Origin of the sequence: Marinobacter goseongensis (genome assembly GCF_023156235.1) — a bacterium.
GTDB classification, from domain to species: domain Bacteria; phylum Pseudomonadota; class Gammaproteobacteria; order Pseudomonadales; family Oleiphilaceae; genus Marinobacter; species Marinobacter goseongensis.
Genome location: NZ_JAKZAI010000009.1, coordinates 86,504 through 103,954 on the forward strand (window position 1 = coordinate 86,504; position 17,451 = coordinate 103,954).

At 58.4% G+C, this 17,451-nt stretch carries 17 protein-coding genes and 1 tRNA gene; 1 reads left to right on the plus strand and 17 read right to left on the minus strand.

Annotated elements, in window-relative coordinates; genetic code table 11:
* Positions 1 to 16 precede the first annotated feature (16 nt).
* The 10 genes from hisS to trmJ all read right to left on the minus strand — a co-directional run bounded on the left by hisS (position 17) and on the right by trmJ (position 9,389).
* Positions 17 to 1,297, minus strand: coding sequence for a histidine--tRNA ligase (gene hisS, locus MLC70_RS09965; protein ID WP_248183519.1), 1,281 nt, complete (start codon positions 1,295 to 1,297; stop codon positions 17 to 19).
* 42 nt (positions 1,298 to 1,339) lie between these two features.
* Positions 1,340 to 2,458: a flavodoxin-dependent (E)-4-hydroxy-3-methylbut-2-enyl-diphosphate synthase gene (ispG, locus tag MLC70_RS09970; protein ID WP_248183520.1), complete on the minus strand. Its 1,119-nt coding sequence runs from the start codon at positions 2,456 to 2,458 to the stop codon at positions 1,340 to 1,342.
* Between the two features lie 35 nt (positions 2,459 to 2,493).
* Positions 2,494 to 3,492, minus strand: a complete 999-nt coding sequence (locus MLC70_RS09975) for a RodZ domain-containing protein (protein ID WP_248183522.1) — start codon at positions 3,490 to 3,492, stop codon at positions 2,494 to 2,496.
* Positions 3,485 to 4,252: a type IV pilus biogenesis/stability protein PilW gene (gene pilW / locus MLC70_RS09980; protein WP_248183624.1), complete on the minus strand. Its 768-nt coding sequence runs from the start codon at positions 4,250 to 4,252 to the stop codon at positions 3,485 to 3,487. The genes MLC70_RS09975 and pilW overlap by 8 nt, the downstream gene beginning before the upstream one ends.
* Positions 4,253 to 4,335: 83 nt before the next feature.
* Positions 4,336 to 5,448 (minus strand): dual-specificity RNA methyltransferase RlmN, encoded by a 1,113-nt coding sequence (rlmN, locus tag MLC70_RS09985; protein WP_248183523.1) that lies wholly within the window; start codon positions 5,446 to 5,448, stop codon positions 4,336 to 4,338.
* A 61-nt stretch (positions 5,449 to 5,509) separates the two neighbouring features.
* Positions 5,510 to 5,938 carry a nucleoside-diphosphate kinase gene (ndk, locus tag MLC70_RS09990; protein ID WP_213476374.1) on the minus strand — a complete coding sequence of 143 codons (429 nt, stop codon included), beginning with the start codon at positions 5,936 to 5,938 and terminating at the stop codon, positions 5,510 to 5,512.
* A 69-nt stretch (positions 5,939 to 6,007) separates the two neighbouring features.
* Positions 6,008 to 7,156 (minus strand): IscS subfamily cysteine desulfurase, encoded by a 1,149-nt coding sequence (locus MLC70_RS09995; RefSeq protein ID WP_248183625.1) that lies wholly within the window; start codon positions 7,154 to 7,156, stop codon positions 6,008 to 6,010.
* A gap of 22 nt (positions 7,157 to 7,178) precedes the next feature.
* Positions 7,179 to 7,676 (minus strand): Fe-S cluster assembly transcriptional regulator IscR, encoded by a 498-nt coding sequence (iscR, locus tag MLC70_RS10000; RefSeq protein ID WP_248183524.1) that lies wholly within the window; start codon positions 7,674 to 7,676, stop codon positions 7,179 to 7,181.
* Positions 7,677 to 7,753: 77 nt separating this feature from the next.
* Complete coding sequence (cysE, locus tag MLC70_RS10005) at positions 7,754 to 8,533, minus strand: serine O-acetyltransferase (RefSeq protein ID WP_248183525.1); 780 nt, start codon at positions 8,531 to 8,533, stop codon at positions 7,754 to 7,756.
* Positions 8,526 to 9,389 carry a tRNA (cytosine(32)/uridine(32)-2'-O)-methyltransferase TrmJ gene (gene trmJ / locus MLC70_RS10010; protein WP_248183527.1) on the minus strand — a complete coding sequence of 288 codons (864 nt, stop codon included), beginning with the start codon at positions 9,387 to 9,389 and terminating at the stop codon, positions 8,526 to 8,528. The genes cysE and trmJ overlap by 8 nt, the downstream gene beginning before the upstream one ends.
* Before the next feature lie 183 nt (positions 9,390 to 9,572).
* Between trmJ and MLC70_RS10015 the strand changes: the two genes are divergently transcribed.
* Complete coding sequence (locus MLC70_RS10015; RefSeq protein WP_248183528.1) at positions 9,573 to 10,373, plus strand: inositol monophosphatase family protein; 801 nt, start codon at positions 9,573 to 9,575, stop codon at positions 10,371 to 10,373.
* Positions 10,374 to 10,451: 78 nt separating this feature from the next.
* Here MLC70_RS10015 and secF read toward each other — a convergent pair whose 3' ends face one another.
* The 7 genes from secF to flgL form a co-directional block, all read right to left on the minus strand.
* Positions 10,452 to 11,405, minus strand: a complete 954-nt coding sequence (gene secF, locus MLC70_RS10020) for a protein translocase subunit SecF (protein WP_248183529.1) — start codon at positions 11,403 to 11,405, stop codon at positions 10,452 to 10,454.
* Positions 11,398 to 13,269 carry a protein translocase subunit SecD gene (gene secD, locus MLC70_RS10025; RefSeq protein WP_248183530.1) on the minus strand — a complete coding sequence of 624 codons (1,872 nt, stop codon included), beginning with the start codon at positions 13,267 to 13,269 and terminating at the stop codon, positions 11,398 to 11,400. The genes secF and secD overlap by 8 nt, the downstream gene beginning before the upstream one ends.
* A 78-nt stretch (positions 13,270 to 13,347) precedes the next feature.
* Positions 13,348 to 13,710, minus strand: coding sequence for a preprotein translocase subunit YajC (gene yajC / locus MLC70_RS10030; protein WP_248183531.1), 363 nt, complete (start codon positions 13,708 to 13,710; stop codon positions 13,348 to 13,350).
* Positions 13,711 to 13,782: 72 nt separating this feature from the next.
* A complete protein-coding gene (gene tgt / locus MLC70_RS10035) occupies positions 13,783 to 14,901 on the minus strand; it encodes a tRNA guanosine(34) transglycosylase Tgt (RefSeq protein WP_248183627.1) in 1,119 nt (372 codons plus the stop codon).
* Between the two features lie 14 nt (positions 14,902 to 14,915).
* Positions 14,916 to 16,007, minus strand: a complete 1,092-nt coding sequence (gene queA, locus MLC70_RS10040; RefSeq protein WP_248183532.1) for a tRNA preQ1(34) S-adenosylmethionine ribosyltransferase-isomerase QueA — start codon at positions 16,005 to 16,007, stop codon at positions 14,916 to 14,918.
* Positions 16,008 to 16,048: 41 nt separating this feature from the next.
* Positions 16,049 to 16,135, minus strand: a tRNA-Leu gene (locus MLC70_RS10045).
* Positions 16,136 to 16,219: 84 nt separating this feature from the next.
* Positions 16,220 to 17,449, minus strand: a complete 1,230-nt coding sequence (gene flgL, locus MLC70_RS10050; RefSeq protein ID WP_248183533.1) for a flagellar hook-associated protein FlgL — start codon at positions 17,447 to 17,449, stop codon at positions 16,220 to 16,222.
* Positions 17,450 to 17,451 lie beyond the last annotated feature (2 nt).

The window sequence follows — 17,451 nt, forward strand, 5'->3', positions numbered from 1 at the left end:
TTCGCGGTTGCCCCGTTCAGGCGCCCAGCAAAGGTTTGAGTGTGGATACCAGTTCAGCCTGCGCCAATGCCTGTTGACCCTCGTCAGAGCGCAGCGGCTTAAGGCCAGCGGTGCCACTGTCGATTTCATTCTCGCCGAGGATGACCGCATAACGGGCGCCGCTGCGATCGGCTTTTTTCATCTGGCTCTTGAAGCTGCCGCCACCACAGTGGGTCACGATGACGGCACCCGGGAGTTCTGACCGCAGCGTTTCAGACAGCGCAAACGCAGCAGCCACTGCCCGTTCACCCATGGCGGTCACGTAGACGTCCGCATCACTGTTTGCGTCTTCGGGGACCAGGCCCAGGGTTTCCAGCAAAAGAATCAGGCGTTCGAGCCCCATGGCAAATCCGACTGCCACCGTGGGCTTTCCGCCGAGTTGCTCGACAAGGCCATCATAACGCCCGCCGGCACACACCGTGCCCTGAGCCCCGAGACTGTCGGTAATCCATTCGAACACCGTTTTGCCGTAATAATCCAGACCGCGCACCAGGCGGGGATTCACCGTGTACTGAATACCTGCGGCATCCAGCAGTTCGCACAGCCGGCTGAAATGGGCCAGTGATTCTTCGTCGAGGTATTCGTCCAGCTTCGGCGCATCGCCCAGAATAGCCTGGGTGTCCGGATTCTTGCTGTCCAGGATACGCAAGGGGTTGGTTTCCAGACGGCGCTGACTGTCCTCGTCCAGTTGATCACGAAATCCCGACAGATACCCCAGCAGAGCTTCCCGGTAGGCCTTCCGGGAGGCAGATGTACCGATCGAATTGATCTCGAGGCGGGTATGAGCGGTCAGGCCGAGCTCTTTCCAGAGTCGTGCCGTCAGAATCAGCAATTCCGCGTCAATATCCGGACCGGTCATGCCAAAGCATTCCACCCCAATCTGGTGAAACTGACGATACCGGCCTTTTTGCGGACGCTCGTGGCGGAACATCGGGCCGGTGTACCACAGCCGCTGCGTCTGGTTGAACAGCAGACCATGTTCCTCGGCCGCACGCACACAGCCAGCAGTACCTTCCGGCCGCAGGGTCAGGCTGTCCCCGTTGCGATCCTCGAAGGTGTACATTTCTTTTTCAACAATATCGGTCACTTCGCCGATGGAACGCTTGAACAGATCGGTCTGCTCCACAATAGGCATGCGGATTTCCCGGTAACCGTAACCGGCCAGCACTTTTCGAACCTTACCTTCAACAAACTGCCAGATCGGTGTCTGCTCCGGCAGGATGTCATTCATCCCGCGAATTGCCTGAATCTTAGCCAAGTTAAACCCTTAAATTCGAATCAATGATTGCGCGCTGACTGGTCACTCGCCCGAACGGGCAATAATGGCGTCTTCCTGCTCACGGCGGCGGGCAATTTCCTCCCGGATCAGACGCTCGAGATCGTCAGTCAGGGTGGCGTTATCCAGCTTCTGGTTCGGCTTTCCGCCCATATAGAACAGGTTCTTGGGGCTACCACCCGTGAGGCCGATGTCCGCTTCTTTCGCCTCTCCGGGGCCGTTCACGATGCACCCGATAATGGCCACATCCAGCGGGGAATTGACATCCTCCAGCCGGGCCTCGAGATCGTTCATGGTTTGGATAACATCAAAGTTCTGCCGTGAGCAGCTTGGGCAGGCAATGAAGTTAATGCCCCGGCTGCGTAAACGAAGGCTCTTGAGAATGTCGAAGCCGACCTTGACTTCCTGTATCGGGTCTGCGGCCAGCGATACCCGGATGGTATCGCCGATACCGTCCATCAGCAGCATACCGAGGCCAATGGAGGATTTAACCGTGCCCGAACGGAAACCGCCGGCCTCGGTAATGCCAAGATGCAGCGGCTGCTCGATCTGTGAGGCAATCTTGCGATAGGCGGCCACGGTCATGAAGACTTCTGAGGCCTTCAGGCTGACCTTGAAGTTCTGGAAATCGTGGCGATCAAGAATATCAATGTGGCGCATGGCGGATTCCACCAGTGCATCCGGCGTGGGCTCGCCGTACTTGCGTTGCAGTTCCTTTTCGAGAGAACCCGCGTTCACTCCGATCCGGATCGGGATGTTGCGATCCCGGGCCGCACTGATCACTGCACTGACCCGGTCTTCCCGGCCGATGTTGCCTGGGTTGATGCGAAGGCAATCCACTCCCAGTTCCGCCACCCGCAGCGCAATCTTGTGATCAAAGTGGATGTCCGCCACCAGAGGAACGGACACTTTAGAGCGAATCTGTCCGAACGCTTCAGCCGCGTCCATACTGGGCACGGACACCCGCACGATGTCGGCACCCGCGTCCTGCAACGCCTGAATCTGGCCGACCGTGGCCTCCACATCACAGGTGTTGGTGTTGGTCATACTCTGCACCGCAATAGGTGCATCGCCGCCCACGGGCACATCACCCACCATGATCTGGCGGGATTTACGTCTGATAATCGGAGATTCCTGTTTCATCTGGTGTTAACCAAAAATAAGTGTGTTCAGAATGTTCAGATTTCCAGGGAAAACTGGGCCCGGTTATTTACCACCTGGTAATCCGACAGCTCAACGGACTCGCCCTGGAAACGGATGGCGTCCACGGCGTCCACAGCACCGATAACGACCCTCAGCGGAACCTGCCCGGAAACGTCAATCACGTCACCGTCCCGTCGAAGGCCGCTGGCCAGCCTGACGCCGGTGGCGTCCGTAATTTCAACCCAGCAATCATTGGAAAAAGAGACCTCCAGACGGCCGGTACCCGGCAGATCACCGGTTCTGGACTCTTCGGTCAGCGCGGGGTCGGTACTGCTGGTCACTGTCGGTATCCGGCTCTCGTCCAGCGCGTCCTCATCATCCACGACCTCAGCCAGCGGCGCCGCGTCGTTCAGCGGCTCACCGGGCTCGGGTTCGGCACCAAGGGCCTGATTACCTTCCGAGGCCGCGTCGGGCTCTGCCTGCATAACCTCCGTCGGCGCCGCGTCTGAATCTGTTTCCGGTGCCACCACTTCCTCAGGCGCAACATTCGCACCCAGGGCGACGCCGTCGTCAGTGCCCTGTCCAGACGTGGCAGCTTCCTCCCTACCGCCACTGTCATCGCCCAGGAAAGTGAACGCCAGGGCACCCATCACGGCGAGTACCAGCAACACCATCAACGCCCTCGCTGCCTGGCGTTTCTGGCGCTTCCGACGTTCAATATCCACCAACGGGTTGGCCTCAAGTGCTTCGGCTTTCTGCTGTCGAAACGGCTCCAGTTCCCTGTCCAGCGTGGCCACGATGGCGTCGGCGTCTAGCCCGACCTGTTTCGCATAAGCTCTGACATAGCCCTTGAGAAACAGTTCGCTGTCGATTTGCTGGTACTCGCCATTTTCAATAGCCTGGATCACCGCAAGCCGGAGATGTTGCGCATTGGCAACGTCGGACACCGTCAGTCCTCGTTGCTCTCTGGCACGTCGGAGCTGGCTGCCTACCGACTCTCCGGAAACCTGCTGGGCGTTTTCTTCGTTACTCATTAGAAATCAGCACCCTGTATTGTTGGTATTCGACTGACTCCGGGAAATTATTTCGCAGTTGCAGCGCCAAGCTGGATTCCCGATCCCGTTCACCGAAATAGCGCGCAATCCGAATGCCCGTCAACAAACTCTCGGGAGAGTGCCGGTACCGGGAATTCTGCTGCATCAATGCGGACAGCCGCGCGTAATATCGGGAGGCAGTACTGTAATCTCCCGCTTCAAGCAGAGTACGGGACAGAGCGAGCAGAGACTTCGCGTCGCCTCTGGACAGTTCCACAGCCCGCTGATAGGCATCGATCGCTGCATCGTTATCTTCCAGACGCTCTTCGCTCATTCCCAGATTGAAAAAAATGGAAGCACGATCCGGATATTTGGTGTCATCGGCAGCCGTTCTGAACTGATCCCTTGCTTCCTCGAAACGACGCTCTCCATACAGGAAGGCACCGTAATAGACTCGGCCGCGGGTGTAGTCGCTGTCGCTGGCGATGGCTTTGCGGAAATTCTCCTCCGCCAGTTTGCGCTCGCCGTCGGAGTTGTGCAGCAGTGCCATGGCAGACAATGCGCCGGCGTCATCCGGTGATAACTCGAGGGCACGGTCGAGATGACTCCGAGCCCGGTCCAGATTGCCCTGGCTGATATAGGCCGTTGCCAGCTCAACGTAGTTCATTACCGCTTTCTCGCGGTCTTCTTCGCGGGAAAAACGACTATCGGACACCGTGACACAGCCCGCCGCAAGGAACATCACCAGCACAACGGTCATCAAAGCCTGGATACTGTTCACTGGATTGACTGCCACAGTTCGATCACCCCTCTTGCTCTGATTTTTTACAACGTTGGTAACGGTCAGGGATTGACCTGCTGCACCGCGATGTAACGTTGGCTTCGCTTGGTTCTGTCTTCAACCCGGCCAACCAGCTGCCCACAGGCGGCATCGATGTCATCACCACGAGTGGTGCGGATGGTGGCGATGTAACCGGCTTCGTTCAGGATTGTCTGAAAACGACGGGTCGCGTTCATGCTGGGCCGACGGAAATCGCTCTCCGGAAATGGGTTGAATGGTATCAGATTGATCTTGCATGGCAGATCCCGCAATAACTCGGCAAGCTCCCGGGCATGTTCCGGCTGATCGTTCATGCCCTCGATCACGGTATATTCAATGGTCGCCTTGCGCTTGTCCGGCAGGCGGGCAAAGTACCGTTTGGTGGCCGCCAGAAGCTCGGCAATCGGATACTTTTTATTTAATGGAACCAGCTTGTTACGCAGTTCATCATTGGGGGCGTGCAGCGAAATGGCCAGTGAAACATCGGTAACTTCCCCCAGCCGGTCCAGAGCCGGCACAACCCCGGAGGTACTCAGCGTCACACGGCGCTTGGAGATCCCGTAGGCCAGGTCTTCCATCATAAGATTCATGGCGTCGACAACGTTGTCAAAATTGAGCAGGGGCTCGCCCATGCCCATCATCACCACGTTGGTAATCGGCCGATCGGGGCCCGGCTCGAATGGCATGAAGGCTTTTCTGGCCACCCAGACCTGCCCGATGACCTCGGCCGCAGTCAGGTTACGGTTGAAACCGCGCTTGCCGGTGGAGCAGAAAGTACAGTCGAGGCTGCAGCCAATCTGGGACGACACACACAGTGTGCCGCGCTCACCGTCGGGGATCAGCACAGTTTCCACGCTGTTGCCATTGTCCATGCGCATCACCCACTTGCGGGTGCCATCCTTGGAGACTTCGTCGTAAACCACTTCGGGACCACGGATCTCGGCCACGGCCTTGAGCTTGTCCCGCAGGACCTTGCTCATATTGGTCATTTGATCGAAGTCATCAGCACCCCGCTGGTGAATCCACTGCAGCATCTGGGTAGCACGGAAACGCTTCTCGCCCAGGATCTCGAAGAAAGCCTCCATCTTGGCTTTCGGCATCCCGAGAAGATTCGTTTTTTCAGCGGCCGCTGTCATTTCATAACCTCGATCAGATAACCAATCCGGGGCGAGCCGTCAGACCCGCCCCGGCAGCGAATCAGCCGCGCGGGCAGATTTCGCTGTCATTGAAAAAGTACGCGATCTCGCGCTCAGCGGAAGCCGCGGAGTCTGAACCGTGTACTGCATTCGCGTCGATGGAAGAGGCGAAATCGGCACGGATGGTGCCCGCTTCGGCTTCCTTCGGGTTGGTTGCACCCATCAGATCGCGATTCTTCAGGATGGCGCCTTCGCCTTCCAGAGCCTGCACCACAACTGGGCCAGAGGTCATGAACGCTACCAGGTCATTGAAGAACGGGCGCTCTTTGTGCTCAGCGTAAAAACCTTCCGCCTGCTCCTGGGTCAGGTGCATCATTTTGGCGGCAACGATATTCAGACCGGCTTTTTCAAAGCGGGTGTAGATTTCGCCGATCACGTTCTTGGCGACTGCATCGGGCTTGATAATCGAGAGCGTGCGCTCATTTGCCATGGTATTTCTCCAGTATGGTTCAGGTTGAAAATTCAGGGTTGGGATTATACGCAGTCCGGAGGCTACTGCCTACCGCACCGACCTGAGACGCCCAACAACTTCAATGATTTGTGCGACCGCAAACTCGATTTCTTCGTCGGTGGTGTAACGCCCCATGGAAAAACGCAGGGCGCGGTGGGCCTGCTCATCGTCCAGCCCGATGCCCCGCAGCACAAAAGAAGGCTCAATGGTCGCGGACGCACAGGCAGAACCGGACGACACCGCCAGCTCCCGCAGCCCCAACATCAGCGACTCGGCGTCCACCCCGGTAAACGACAGATTCACAATACCCGGAACCCGGGCCTCGGCGCTGCCGTTCAGAGACATACCGTCAAGACCGGCCAGTCCCTCGAGGAACTGCGAGCGCAGAGCCTCCAGGCTGGCCACGTCCTCTTCCAGCTTTTCCTGCGCCAGCGCGAAGGCCGTACCCATGCCCACGATCTGATGCGTGGGCAAGGTCCCGGAGCGCATGCCCCGCTCATGACCACCACCGTGGATCTGGGACTCGATGCGTACATCCGGTGAACGTCGAACGTAGAGCGCCCCCACACCTTTGGGGCCATAAACCTTGTGGGCGGACAAGGACAACAGGTCGACGGGCATCCGGCCCACGTCTATCGCAATTTTACCGGCGGCCTGAGCCGCGTCCACGTGAAACAGCACACCGCGGGCGCGGAGCAGCTCGCCGATCGCGGCAATGTCCGTAACGCTCCCGAGTTCGTTGTTGACCATCATCAGGCTGACCAGTGCGGTATTGTCACGAAGCGCCGCCTCCACCTGGTCGGCGGTGATCCGGCCATCCTGATGGGGCGCCAGCCACGTCACCTCAACACCCTGCCCCTCCAGCCACTTGCAGGTATCCAGCACCGCCTTGTGCTCAATCACCGAGGTGATGACGTGCGCCGATGCTTTGCCCGCCACTGCTCCCTTGATGGCCAGGTTGTCGGATTCGGTGGCACCAGACGTCCACACGATCTCCCGCGGGTCTGCGTGAATGAGTCCGGCAACCTGTTTACGGGCGTTTTCCACCGCAGCCTCGGCCTGCCAGCCATAAACGTGGGTGCGGGACGCAGGGTTGGCAAACACACCGTCAAGGGTGAGGTATTTGACCATTTCGGCAGCAACAGCCGGATCAACGGGCGTGGTTGCCGCGTAATCCATATAGACGGGCTTTTTCATCATGGTATCGAGGTAACTTGATTCAGGCCGGCGTCTGTTCGTTCAGGCGCTCGGTATTGATGGTCTGGGAATCAGAGTCCGATTGGCGACGGTCCTGGCGGTCCGCCACCCGTTGGATTTCCCGCTTCCTCATCAGGTCCGCAAGACTGATTTCGCTGAGAAACTGATGGATCTGATCGCTCAGGTCGGACCACAGATGATGGGTCAGGCATTTTTCGCCGTTCTGGCAATCACCCTTGTTGGCACAACGGGTCGTATCGAGGGACTCGTTCACCGCGTCGACCACCTCGGCGACAAACACCGAGCACGGGTCACGACTCAACCGGTAACCACCGCCTGGCCCACGAATACTGACCACAAGCTGATGGCGGCGAAGTCGGGAAAACAGCTGTTCGAGATACGAGAGGGATATTTCCTGACGGGCTGAGATGTCCGCAAGACTGACCGGCCCGTGATCCCCGTGAAGGGCCAGATCCAGCATCGCCGTAACGGCATAGCGGCCTTTGGTGGTCAGTTTCATAGTCTCAGCCCCGATGAGGGAATGAATCAGAATTCACAGCGCCGAGTATGAATTGACCCACCAAAACAGTCAAGTATTCACTTTTCCCGGGGTTCGTCGTCCCGCACGCAGTCAAAATCCTCCTCATGGAGGGGCGGCAACGCGCCGTTCTGGTACTCACTGTTCACTTTGCGCAGTGCCTTGCACATGTTTTCAATGCGATCATCCACCGCATGCATGTGATCCAGCAAACTGCGCATAGCGCGGGCAACCGGATCCGGCATTTCCTCGGTCACCCCGTATGCGTCAAAGCCCATACGTTCTTCCATTTGCTTGCGACGAACCTCGTCACCCTCCTCAGGCTTACGCTTGGCAATGATACGCCCGGGAATACCCACCACCGTGGCACCGGCCGGAACCGCCTTGGTCACTACCGAGTTCGAGCCGATCTTCGCGCCCTCACCCACCTCGAATGGCCCCAGAATCTTGGCACCGGCGCCAACCACCACGCCATCTGCGATGGTCGGGTGACGCTTGCCCTTGTTCCAGCTGGTGCCGCCCAACGTCACACCCTGATACAGGGTGACGTCGTCACCGATAATGGCGGTTTCACCAATCACCACGCCCATGCCATGGTCGATAAAGAAACGCCGACCAATCGTTGCGCCCGGATGAATCTCAATGCCGGTGAACCAGCGGGCAAGCGTCGAGAGGGTGCGCGCCAGCCACTTGAACCCCAGATTCCACAGCCAGTGCGAAAACCTGTGGAACAACAGGGCGTGCAAACCCGGATAGTTCGTCAGCACCTCAAAAGTGTTTCTGGCCGCCGGGTCCCGGTGGAATACACTACCGACGTCTTCCCTCAATCTCTCAAACATGGTCTTTATCCTGCCCGCTCGCGGGGTTCCCGGCCGTCTCTGTCGGGCCAGTGGTGTTTGCTCCCGCGGATTTCTGAACCGCCGTCAGAATGCCACGGAGAATGTTGATTTCCATCTGATCCAGCTTCGATCTCTGGAACAGGCGGCGCAGCCGGGTCATCAGTTGCCGCGGATTCTCGCGACGGTGGAAATCAATGTCCACCAGCACCTGCTCCAGATGCCCGAAAAAACCCTCCACATCGTTTACCGGGGCCAGCGGCACATCCCATCCATCATCGCCGGGCATCGTCATGGCCTTTAGGTATGGGCTGCCCTCACCACCTTCAAGTCCCCGCAGATAATGCATCCGCATTTCATAGGTCACCACCTGAACCGCCATGGCCAGATTCAGCGAGCTGTAATCCGGGTTGGACGGGATATGAATGTGAAAATGGCAACGCTGCAGTTCCTCGTTGCTCAGACCGTGATTCTCACGCCCGAACACCAGGGCGACCGGCCCCGCCGGGGTGTGTTCCGCCGCCTTGGCCGCCGCTTCCGGCGGCGCGATCACCGGCCAGGGCACTTTGCGGCCGCGAGCGCTGGTACCCATCACCAGCACACAGTCGGCCAGCGCTTCATCCAAGGAGGAAACCACCTGCGCCTTGTCCAGCACGTCCGATGCACCCGCCGCGCGGGCATAGGAGGTTTCATCGGGAAACGACGCCGGGTTAACCAGCCACAAATTACCCAGGCCCATGTTCTTCATGCCACGGGCGACCGCGCCGATGTTCCCAGAGTGGGACGTTTCCACCAATACGATGCGAATCTGGTCCTGGAACGTGTCTGTGCCTTCCTGGGGAAGTGCCGGCTTGTGCATGGAACGTTGTCTCTATGATGGGTTTCGGGCCTCCAATGATACCAGATATCACATCGCCCTTGCCTCTCCGAACATCCCGAAACCCGCTGCTATCCGTGACATTGCTAAGGCAAAAAACATACAAGCAGGGCTATCTTTTGCTATAATACGCGACCTTCACACACCCGGATAATGATCACTCAGATGCAACCAGCAATTAAAATGGCTCTGCGCGTAGCGCGTCAGGGGTCTGACTATCTGAAAGCACATTTCGAGCGCCAGGAACCCAATGGCAAAGACGACGCGGAGCGTCGCAGCCAGCTGGAGCGCGTGGAAACTTCTATCTACGGCAACTTCACCGAGCAGCTCGAAAAAGCCTACAAAGACCACACCATTGCACCGATGGGCGAATCCGATGCCGCCGGCAGCGATAAAAGCTGGCACATCTTTCCGCTACTGGGTCGCGAAAACTTCCTCCGGGGCATTCCCGATTTTGCCCTCGCACTGGTCCAGAAGAAGAACAACCGAGCAGAAAACCTGCTGCTGGTAAACCCCATCACCGGCGAAGAATATTCTGCCAGTCGCGGCCATGGTGCCGCGCTGAACAGCCGCCGCGTGCGGACCAGCGAAATCAAACAGGCCCAGAAGGCCGCCATCTCCAGCAACCTGCTGGATCAGGCCCGCAGCGGCGATGACCCGCTGCTGTGGGGTGAGATGGCCTCGGTGATCGCACGGGAAACCGGCATGTTCCGCACCTCCGGCTGTGTCGCCCTGGACATTGCCCGGGTCTCTGCCGGCCATCTGGACGCTGCCATCATCTTCCGCCCTGAGGCGGCAGACCTGGACATCGGCGTGACCCTGGCGATGGAATCCGGCGCACTGACTGGTGATTTCTCCGGAAACCCCTCCGCGGGCCAGGCTCGTCAGTTGGTGGTTGCCAACCCCAAGCTGTTCCGGGAAGTACTGAAAGTGCTACACCCCTTCCGTGGCCGCCTGCCCCGCTGAGGCGGGCTGAATCGCAGCCACCACAAAAAAAGCCGCATCCTTTCGGGATGCGGCTTTTTTATGGGCAGGAACCGGGCATTACATTCGGTTCAGCCACTCAGGTGGCTGCTCTTCCTCTTCCTGATCTTCCGCACCTTCCTTGGCCGGCAACATCAGGTCCTGGCGACTCACGCCCAGCACCATCAGCATGTTCGCTGCCACGTAGATGGAAGAATAGGTTCCCACCACCACACCGACCATCAACGCAATGGCGAAGTTGTTGATGGCTTCGCCACCGAACAGATACAGCGCCATCAATACCACCAGCGTGGTACCGGAGGTGTTTATGGTACGACTGATGGTCTGATGAATGGACTCGTTGATGATAAACCAGGAATCCCCTTCCCTCAGCTTACGGAAGTTTTCGCGGATGCGGTCGGCCACCACAATGGTGTCGTTCAGCGAGTAACCGATCACCGCAAGCAGTGCCGCCAATACGGACAGGTCGAAGGTCCACTGGAACAGCGCAAACACGCCCAGCACGATGATCACATCGTGAGCCAGAGGCAACACGGAAGCGATACCGAACTTGAACTGGAAACGCATGCCGACATAGATCAGCACCACCGCCAACGCGATCAGCAGGCCGAGTCCGCTGTCTTCTTTCAGTTCATCACCGACCTGGGAGCCGACAAACTCGGAGCTGACCAGTTCAAGCTCGGTGCCGTCTGCCGTTAAAGCGCCAGTCAATTCTCGAGCGAGCTCGTCATTGCCGGATTCGCGCATGCGCACCAGCACCGTGGTATCTGAGCCAAAGTTCTGCACCACAAAGTTATCGTAGCCGGCTGCGTTCAGGGTCTGACGCACGTTTTCCAGGGCTGGCGCTTGCTGATACTCCAACTCCACCGACGTACCACCGGTGAAATCCATACCCAGATTGAGACCGCGCACGGCCAGCAGGGCAATGGAAATGATGACCAGAGCGATAGAGAACACGGAAGCAATCTTCCGGATTCCCATGAAATCGATAGGCTTCTTCTGTGTATCAGACATTAGCCAGTTTCCCTCCGATCGACAGCTTGCCGATCTTGCGACCGCCATAAACAAAATTCACGATGCTGCGGCTGACCATCAGCCCGGAGAACATCGACGTGAGAATACCCAGGCACAGGGTGATCGCAAAGCCTTTCACCGGCCCCGAGCCCATGGCGAAGAGGATAACCGCCACCAGCAAGGTGGTGATATTGGCATCCACGATCGACACAAAGGCACGGGAGTAGCCGGAATTGATGGCCGATTGCGGTGGCACACCGGCCTTCAGCTCTTCCCGTATGCGCTCAAAGATCAGCACGTTGGCGTCTACCGCCATACCCACTGTCAGTACAATACCGGCAATACCCGGCAGGGTCAGCGTGGCGGAGAGGATCGACATGCAGGCAATCAGCATCATCAGGTTCAGGGTCAGCGCCACGTTCGCAATCAGACCAAACCCGCGGTAGTAGAGCGCCATGTAGATCAACACCAGTGCAAAGCCCAATGCCACAGACATCATACCCGCATCGATGTTTTTCTGGCCGAGGCTGGGGCCAATGGTACGCTCCTGAACGAAGTACATAGGCGCGGCCAATGAACCGGCCCGCAGCAGGAGCGCCAGTTCCGACGCCTCCGGAATGGAATCCAGCCCGGTAATACGGAAGCTGGCACCCAGTGCTGACTGGATCGTTGCGAGACTGATGATGCCTTTCTCGACCACCCGCTCTTCAACACTCTGAACTTCGCCATCCACCACTTTCTGTTGGGTTTCGGTCTTGTACTCGATAAAAAGCACCGCCATACGCCGCTGAATGGCATTGCGCGTCGCACGGTTCATCAGGTCGCCACCGACGGAGTCCATGGTGATATTGACCTGTGGCTGACCATTCTCATCGAAGGCCTGCTGGGCATTCGAGACATTATTGCCGGTGACAATCACTTCCCGCTCCAGGCGGGCCGTCCGGCCCGGCTCATCGCGGAAGCCAAACGATTCCGTTTCCGCTGACGGCGCATCCTGGCGGGCCTCAAGACGGAACTCGAGATTTGCTGTCGCACCCAAAACCCGTTTGGCCTGCGCGGTATCCTGCACCCCCGGCAATTCGACAATGATGCGATCAGCGCCCTGACGCTGCACCAGAGGCTCAGCTACACCCAACTCATTGACCCGGTTGCGGATGGTGGTCAGGTTCTGCTCGAGCGCATAGTCCTGTATGGCGGTCACTGCCTGCTCGGACAGCGAGAGCACAATCTTCAGCTCTTCGCCATCGGTCTGCTCGTCCATCAGGAACTGGTTATACTGGCCGCGGATCAGGGCGAATGCTTCGCTGCGAGCCTCTTCATCCCGGAAACTCAGGATGATTTCCCGACCGGCGACATCGCCGCCACGGTAGCGGATGCGCTCCTCACGAAGCTCACGCTTGATCTGGCCAGACAACGCCTCAAGGCGCTGTTCAACGGCGGTTACCATGTCCACTTCCAGCAAAAAGTGCACACCACCACGAAGATCAAGACCCAGCTTCATCGGCCCTGCGCCAAGGCTGCGCAGCCAGTCCGGGGTGGAGGGCGCCATATTCAGGGCCACCAGATAGTCATCGCCCAGCGCCTCCTGAACAATTGGCCGCGCTTTCAGCTGGTCATCACCGTCGAGGACCCGGATCAACCCGTTCCTGTCCTGGAGTTCGCTGCTTTTCACGGAAATGCCTTCCGCTTCCATAGCGCCGAGCGCACGATCGAGAACGCGTTGGTTAATCTCGGTGCTGCTTCGGGCACCTGTGATCTGAATGGCGTGATCGTCAGGAAACAGGTTGGGCAAGGCGTAGATAAACCCGATCACGAGTGCGACCAGGATAATCAGGTTCTTCCAGAGCGGGTACTTGTTGAGCATGGGTTCCCTTTATAGCCGGCCCCGGAGGGCCGGCTCTGAAAAGTCGGCTTGGCAAATTCAGACTGGCGAGGTGCCGGTTCAGATATCCTTCAGGGTGCCTTTAGGCAGAGCGGCAGCAACGGCCACTTTCTGAACCTTGATCTCAACGTTGTCGGCCACTTCAACCACGATAAAGTCATCAGTCACCTTGGTGATACGACCCGCAACACCGCCGGAAGTGACCACTTCGTCGCCTTTGTTCAGGCCACCCATCAGCGCCTTGTGCTCTTTGGCGCGCTTGGACTGCGGACGCCAGATCAGGAAGTAGAAAATCAGGATAAAGCCCGCAAAGAAGATCACCTGCCCCATGACACCCATGCCCTGGGCGGCCGGATCCTGGGCCAGTGCCAGTGACGGCAGGAACGCAATAAGGGCAGCAACAAGCAGCTTGATCGATTTCATTCAAAGTCTCCGTTAAGTGAGATAACTGTTTCAGTCGTTAGTGAGTCATTTCAGCCTGCCGAGGCAGGTTTGTCAGTCCGCCAACGGCGGCACTGTCTCCCCTCGACGGGCGTAGAAGTCGCTAATAAAGTCCGACAATGTACCTGCTTCAATAGCGCCACGCAATCCGGCCATCAGGTTCTGGTAGTACCTCAGGTTATGGATGGTGTTGAGCTGGGACCCCAGCATTTCTCCACACTTATCGAGATGATGCAGATAACTTCTCGAAAAATTCTGACAGGTGTAACAGTCGCAGGTGGCATCCAGGGGACCGGTGTCGTGACGATTCTTCGCATTGCGGATCTTGACGATACCGGTGGACGTGAACAGATAGCCATTGCGGGCATTACGGGTTGGCATCACGCAGTCAAACATGTCCACTCCACGGCGCACGGCCTCGACCAGATCTTCCGGGCGGCCAACCCCCATCAGGTAACGGGGCTTGTCTTCCGGCATGCGGGTCGGAAGATGATCCAGAATGCGGAGCATATCCTCTTTCGGTTCGCCCACCGAAAGCCCCCCAATGGCATAGCCGTCAAAGCCGATGTCCGTGAGTCCTTCAAGGGACTGGTCCCGCAATGCTTCGTACATGCCACCCTGAACAATACCGAACAACGCCGCCGGGTTGCCGGCATGCGCCTGTTTGCTTCGTTTCGCCCAGCGCAGTGACAGCTCCATGGACTCTTTCGCCTGCTTCTCCGTTGCCGGGTACGGGGTGCATTCGTCGAAAATCATGACAATGTCAGAACCCAGATCCCGCTGAACCTGCATGGCAATTTCCGGGTTGAGCTTCACCGGCGAGCCGTCCACCGGCGAGCGGAAGGTGACACCTTCTTCGGTGATCTTGCGCATTTCGCCAAGGCTGAACACCTGAAAACCACCGGAATCCGTCAGGATCGGCCCCTGCCATTGGGTGAAATCGTGCAGGTCACCATGGGCCTTGACCACTTCGGTGCCTGGGCGCAGCATCAGGTGAAAGGTATTGCCGAGAATGATTTCGGCACCGATCTCTTTGATATCCCGCGGCAGCATGCCCTTGACCGTGCCGTACGTACCCACCGGCATGAACGCGGGGGTTTCCACGGTTCCCCGGGGGAACGTCAGGCGGCCGCGCCGCGCTCGCCCGTCTTCCCCGAGCTTCTCAAACGACATAAAGCAGGATTCACTCACGATGTCACTCCGCTGTCTTGCCCGGCATCCCCGTTATGGGCGATCAGGGTGCCGAGGCTGGGGTCCTGGCCGGTAATAAACATGGCGTCGCCATAACTGAAGAAACGGTATTGCTCCCGCACCGCTTCGGCGTATGCCGCCATGACATTGTTGTAGCCTGCGAATGCGCTGACCAGCATGATCAGGGTCGATTCAGGCAGGTGGAAATTGGTGACCATGGCGTCTACCGTCTGGAAACGGTAGCCGGGATGGATAAAGATATCGGTCTCGCCCCGGAAGGCTCTCAATACCCCGCCACGACTCGCGGATTCCAGAGAGCGTACCGACGTGGTTCCCACGGCGATGACACGTCCACCCCGGGCGCGGGCGCGATTCACCGCGTCAACCGTCGCATCCGGCACGTTGGCCACCTCACTGTGCATGACGTGCTCTTCAATTCGATCGACCCGCACCGGCTGAAAGGTGCCGGCGCCCACGTGCAGGGTCACCCAGGCCACCTCAACACCGCTGGCCTGTATTTTTTCGAGAAGTGCCTCGTCAAAATGCAGTCCGGCCGTGGGCGCAGCAACGGCGCCTGCCTTACGGGCATAGACGGTCTGATAGCGCTCGCGGTCGGAGTCTTCGTCCGGGCGGTCCACGTAGGGTGGCAGCGGCATGTGGCCAATACGTTCCAGCAGATCGAGCACCGCCTCACCGCTATCGCACACCAGATGGAACAGCGCATCCTCGCGGCCGGTCATGCGCAGGGCGGTGCCGTCTTCGAGAATGACTTTCTGATCCGGCTTGAGCGCCTTGGACGCGCGCACATGAGCAACCAGCTCACGCTCACCCAGAACCCGCTCCACCAGTATTTCCACCTGCCCACCGGATTCCTTGCGCCCGAACAGGCGCGCCGGAATCACCCGGGTGTCATTGAACACCAGCAGGTCGCCGGGTTGAAGCAGGTCGGGTAAGTCAGTAAACCGCAGGTGATTGGTCTCCCCGGACAGGCCGTTAAGACTCAATAAACGGGACGCACTGCGATCTTTGAGAGGATACCGGGCGATGAGTTCATCCGGCAGATCAAAGTGGAAATCGGAGACATTCATTGAATGGACTGTTCACGACACCGCGTATTGCGGCTTGTAAGTGGTAGCGGCGGGCGGACTCGAACCGCCACGGGTTTTACCCCAACGGATTTTGAATCCGTCGTGTCTACCAATTTCACCACGCCGCCATCGGAGAGTGGTGGGGATTATACTGAGCCTGAATGTGAAAGCAATAACAAGCGCCGGACTTCCTTGTTCCGGCAGTCATTTTCTTACAGGCGGTCGAACAATGACAACTGTGAAACCTGGGCAAAGGACTGCTGAGCGGCCTGCAGAACGAAGCTCTGGAAGCTCAGTGTGCTGATGGCCTCGGCATAATCCACATCCTGCAGCTGGGACCGAATTTCGTTACTGTACACCGACGAATCCTCGAGGAATGACTGAGTGGATTCCACCGCATTCATCCGTCCCCCAAGCTCGGTCTGTTTGAGCACAATGCTTTCCTGCCCGTTATCGAGATTAGTCAGGGAACTGGCGATCAGATCGTCATAGGCGCCCTGCCCTCCCGGAGCCGTCTTGTCGATGTTCTCAAGCCCGTAGATGAGCTTTTCGATGGAGGTGAACACCGATTGTTTCTGGGCTGTTTTAAGGGTGAATTCGTCACCCTCGACCGCGCCGAACACCTCGACCTGAGCACCTGCCACCTCAAAGCTGCCGCCACCGGTGTAGGCTGCCGGCACGACCGGCAACGGATCGTTGGTGCGGCGGTTGAAGGCCTGCACCTCCAGCCCCCCTGCGCCGTCATCCACCACAGACACAGCGATGTCGTCCGGGTACACCAGATCAAACGCATCCCGATCCGCCACCATACCGGAACTGATCTGCGCGCCCGAGGTATTCGACTTCGCGGCCTCAGCAAAGAACGTGGGTTCAGCTGCAACCACGTCCACGAATATGCCCTTGCCGTGATCGCTGATCGGCACCGTAACACCGTCGTCGATCTCCAGCACCCGCTGGCCCTCGTCGCCCTGGTACACCCAGTCGCCGGAGACATTCTGGGTAAAGGCCTGCTGGTTACCCTGGAAGCCGCTGAAGATGAACTCGCCAGAGGCGTCTTTGGTGTTGGCGATATTAGCCAGTTGCCCCAGGCGCTCTTTCATTTCCGAGGCCAGAGACTGGCGGTCATTGGGCGACAACGCTCCGTTACCGGCCTGAACCGTCAGCTCCCGGATCCGCTGGATCACGTCAACAGCGCTCGCCAACGTGCTTTCTTCCTGTTTCAGGCGGTTATCCGCCAGCTGCGCATTGCGCTGGTAGGTTTCCACCCGGCCCAGCTCCTGATCCAGCTTGAGAATCCGCGCCGCGGCGACCGGGTCATCCGACGGCCGGTTGACCCGCTTGCCGGTGGACACCTGCTCCGAAGTCTTGTTCAGGCTAGTGTTGAGATCCTGAATCCGGTTGATACCACCGGAGAACACTTGTTGTGAGGATATTCTGATCATGT

Bases quoted from the DNA above. Each gene is read 5' to 3' on its own strand.
- ndk (WP_213476374.1), bottom strand. From the start codon at position 5,938: ATGGCAAATGAGCGCACGCTCTCGATTATCAAGCCCGATGCAGTCGCC.
- secF (WP_248183529.1), bottom strand. From the start codon at position 11,405: ATGTCTGATACACAGAAGAAGCCTATCGATTTCATGGGAATCCGGAAG.
- secD (WP_248183530.1), bottom strand. From the start codon at position 13,269: ATGCTCAACAAGTACCCGCTCTGGAAGAACCTGATTATCCTGGTCGCA.
- ispG (WP_248183520.1), bottom strand. From the start codon at position 2,458: ATGAAACAGGAATCTCCGATTATCAGACGTAAATCCCGCCAGATCATG.
- cysE (WP_248183525.1), bottom strand. From the start codon at position 8,533: ATGTTTGAGAGATTGAGGGAAGACGTCGGTAGTGTATTCCACCGGGAC.
- tgt (WP_248183627.1), bottom strand. From the start codon at position 14,901: ATGTCGTTTGAGAAGCTCGGGGAAGACGGGCGAGCGCGGCGCGGCCGC.
- rlmN (WP_248183523.1), bottom strand. From the start codon at position 5,448: ATGACAGCGGCCGCTGAAAAAACGAATCTTCTCGGGATGCCGAAAGCC.
- MLC70_RS09975 (WP_248183522.1), bottom strand. From the start codon at position 3,492: ATGAGTAACGAAGAAAACGCCCAGCAGGTTTCCGGAGAGTCGGTAGGC.
- pilW (WP_248183624.1), bottom strand. From the start codon at position 4,252: ATGACCGTTGTGCTGGTGATGTTCCTTGCGGCGGGCTGTGTCACGGTG.
- iscR (WP_248183524.1), bottom strand. From the start codon at position 7,676: ATGAAACTGACCACCAAAGGCCGCTATGCCGTTACGGCGATGCTGGAT.
- trmJ (WP_248183527.1), bottom strand. From the start codon at position 9,389: ATGCACAAGCCGGCACTTCCCCAGGAAGGCACAGACACGTTCCAGGAC.
- yajC (WP_248183531.1), bottom strand. From the start codon at position 13,710: ATGAAATCGATCAAGCTGCTTGTTGCTGCCCTTATTGCGTTCCTGCCG.
- MLC70_RS10015 (WP_248183528.1), top strand. From the start codon at position 9,573: ATGCAACCAGCAATTAAAATGGCTCTGCGCGTAGCGCGTCAGGGGTCT.
- queA (WP_248183532.1), bottom strand. From the start codon at position 16,007: ATGAATGTCTCCGATTTCCACTTTGATCTGCCGGATGAACTCATCGCC.
- flgL (WP_248183533.1), bottom strand. From the start codon at position 17,449: ATGATCAGAATATCCTCACAACAAGTGTTCTCCGGTGGTATCAACCGG.
- MLC70_RS09995 (WP_248183625.1), bottom strand. From the start codon at position 7,156: ATGAAAAAGCCCGTCTATATGGATTACGCGGCAACCACGCCCGTTGAT.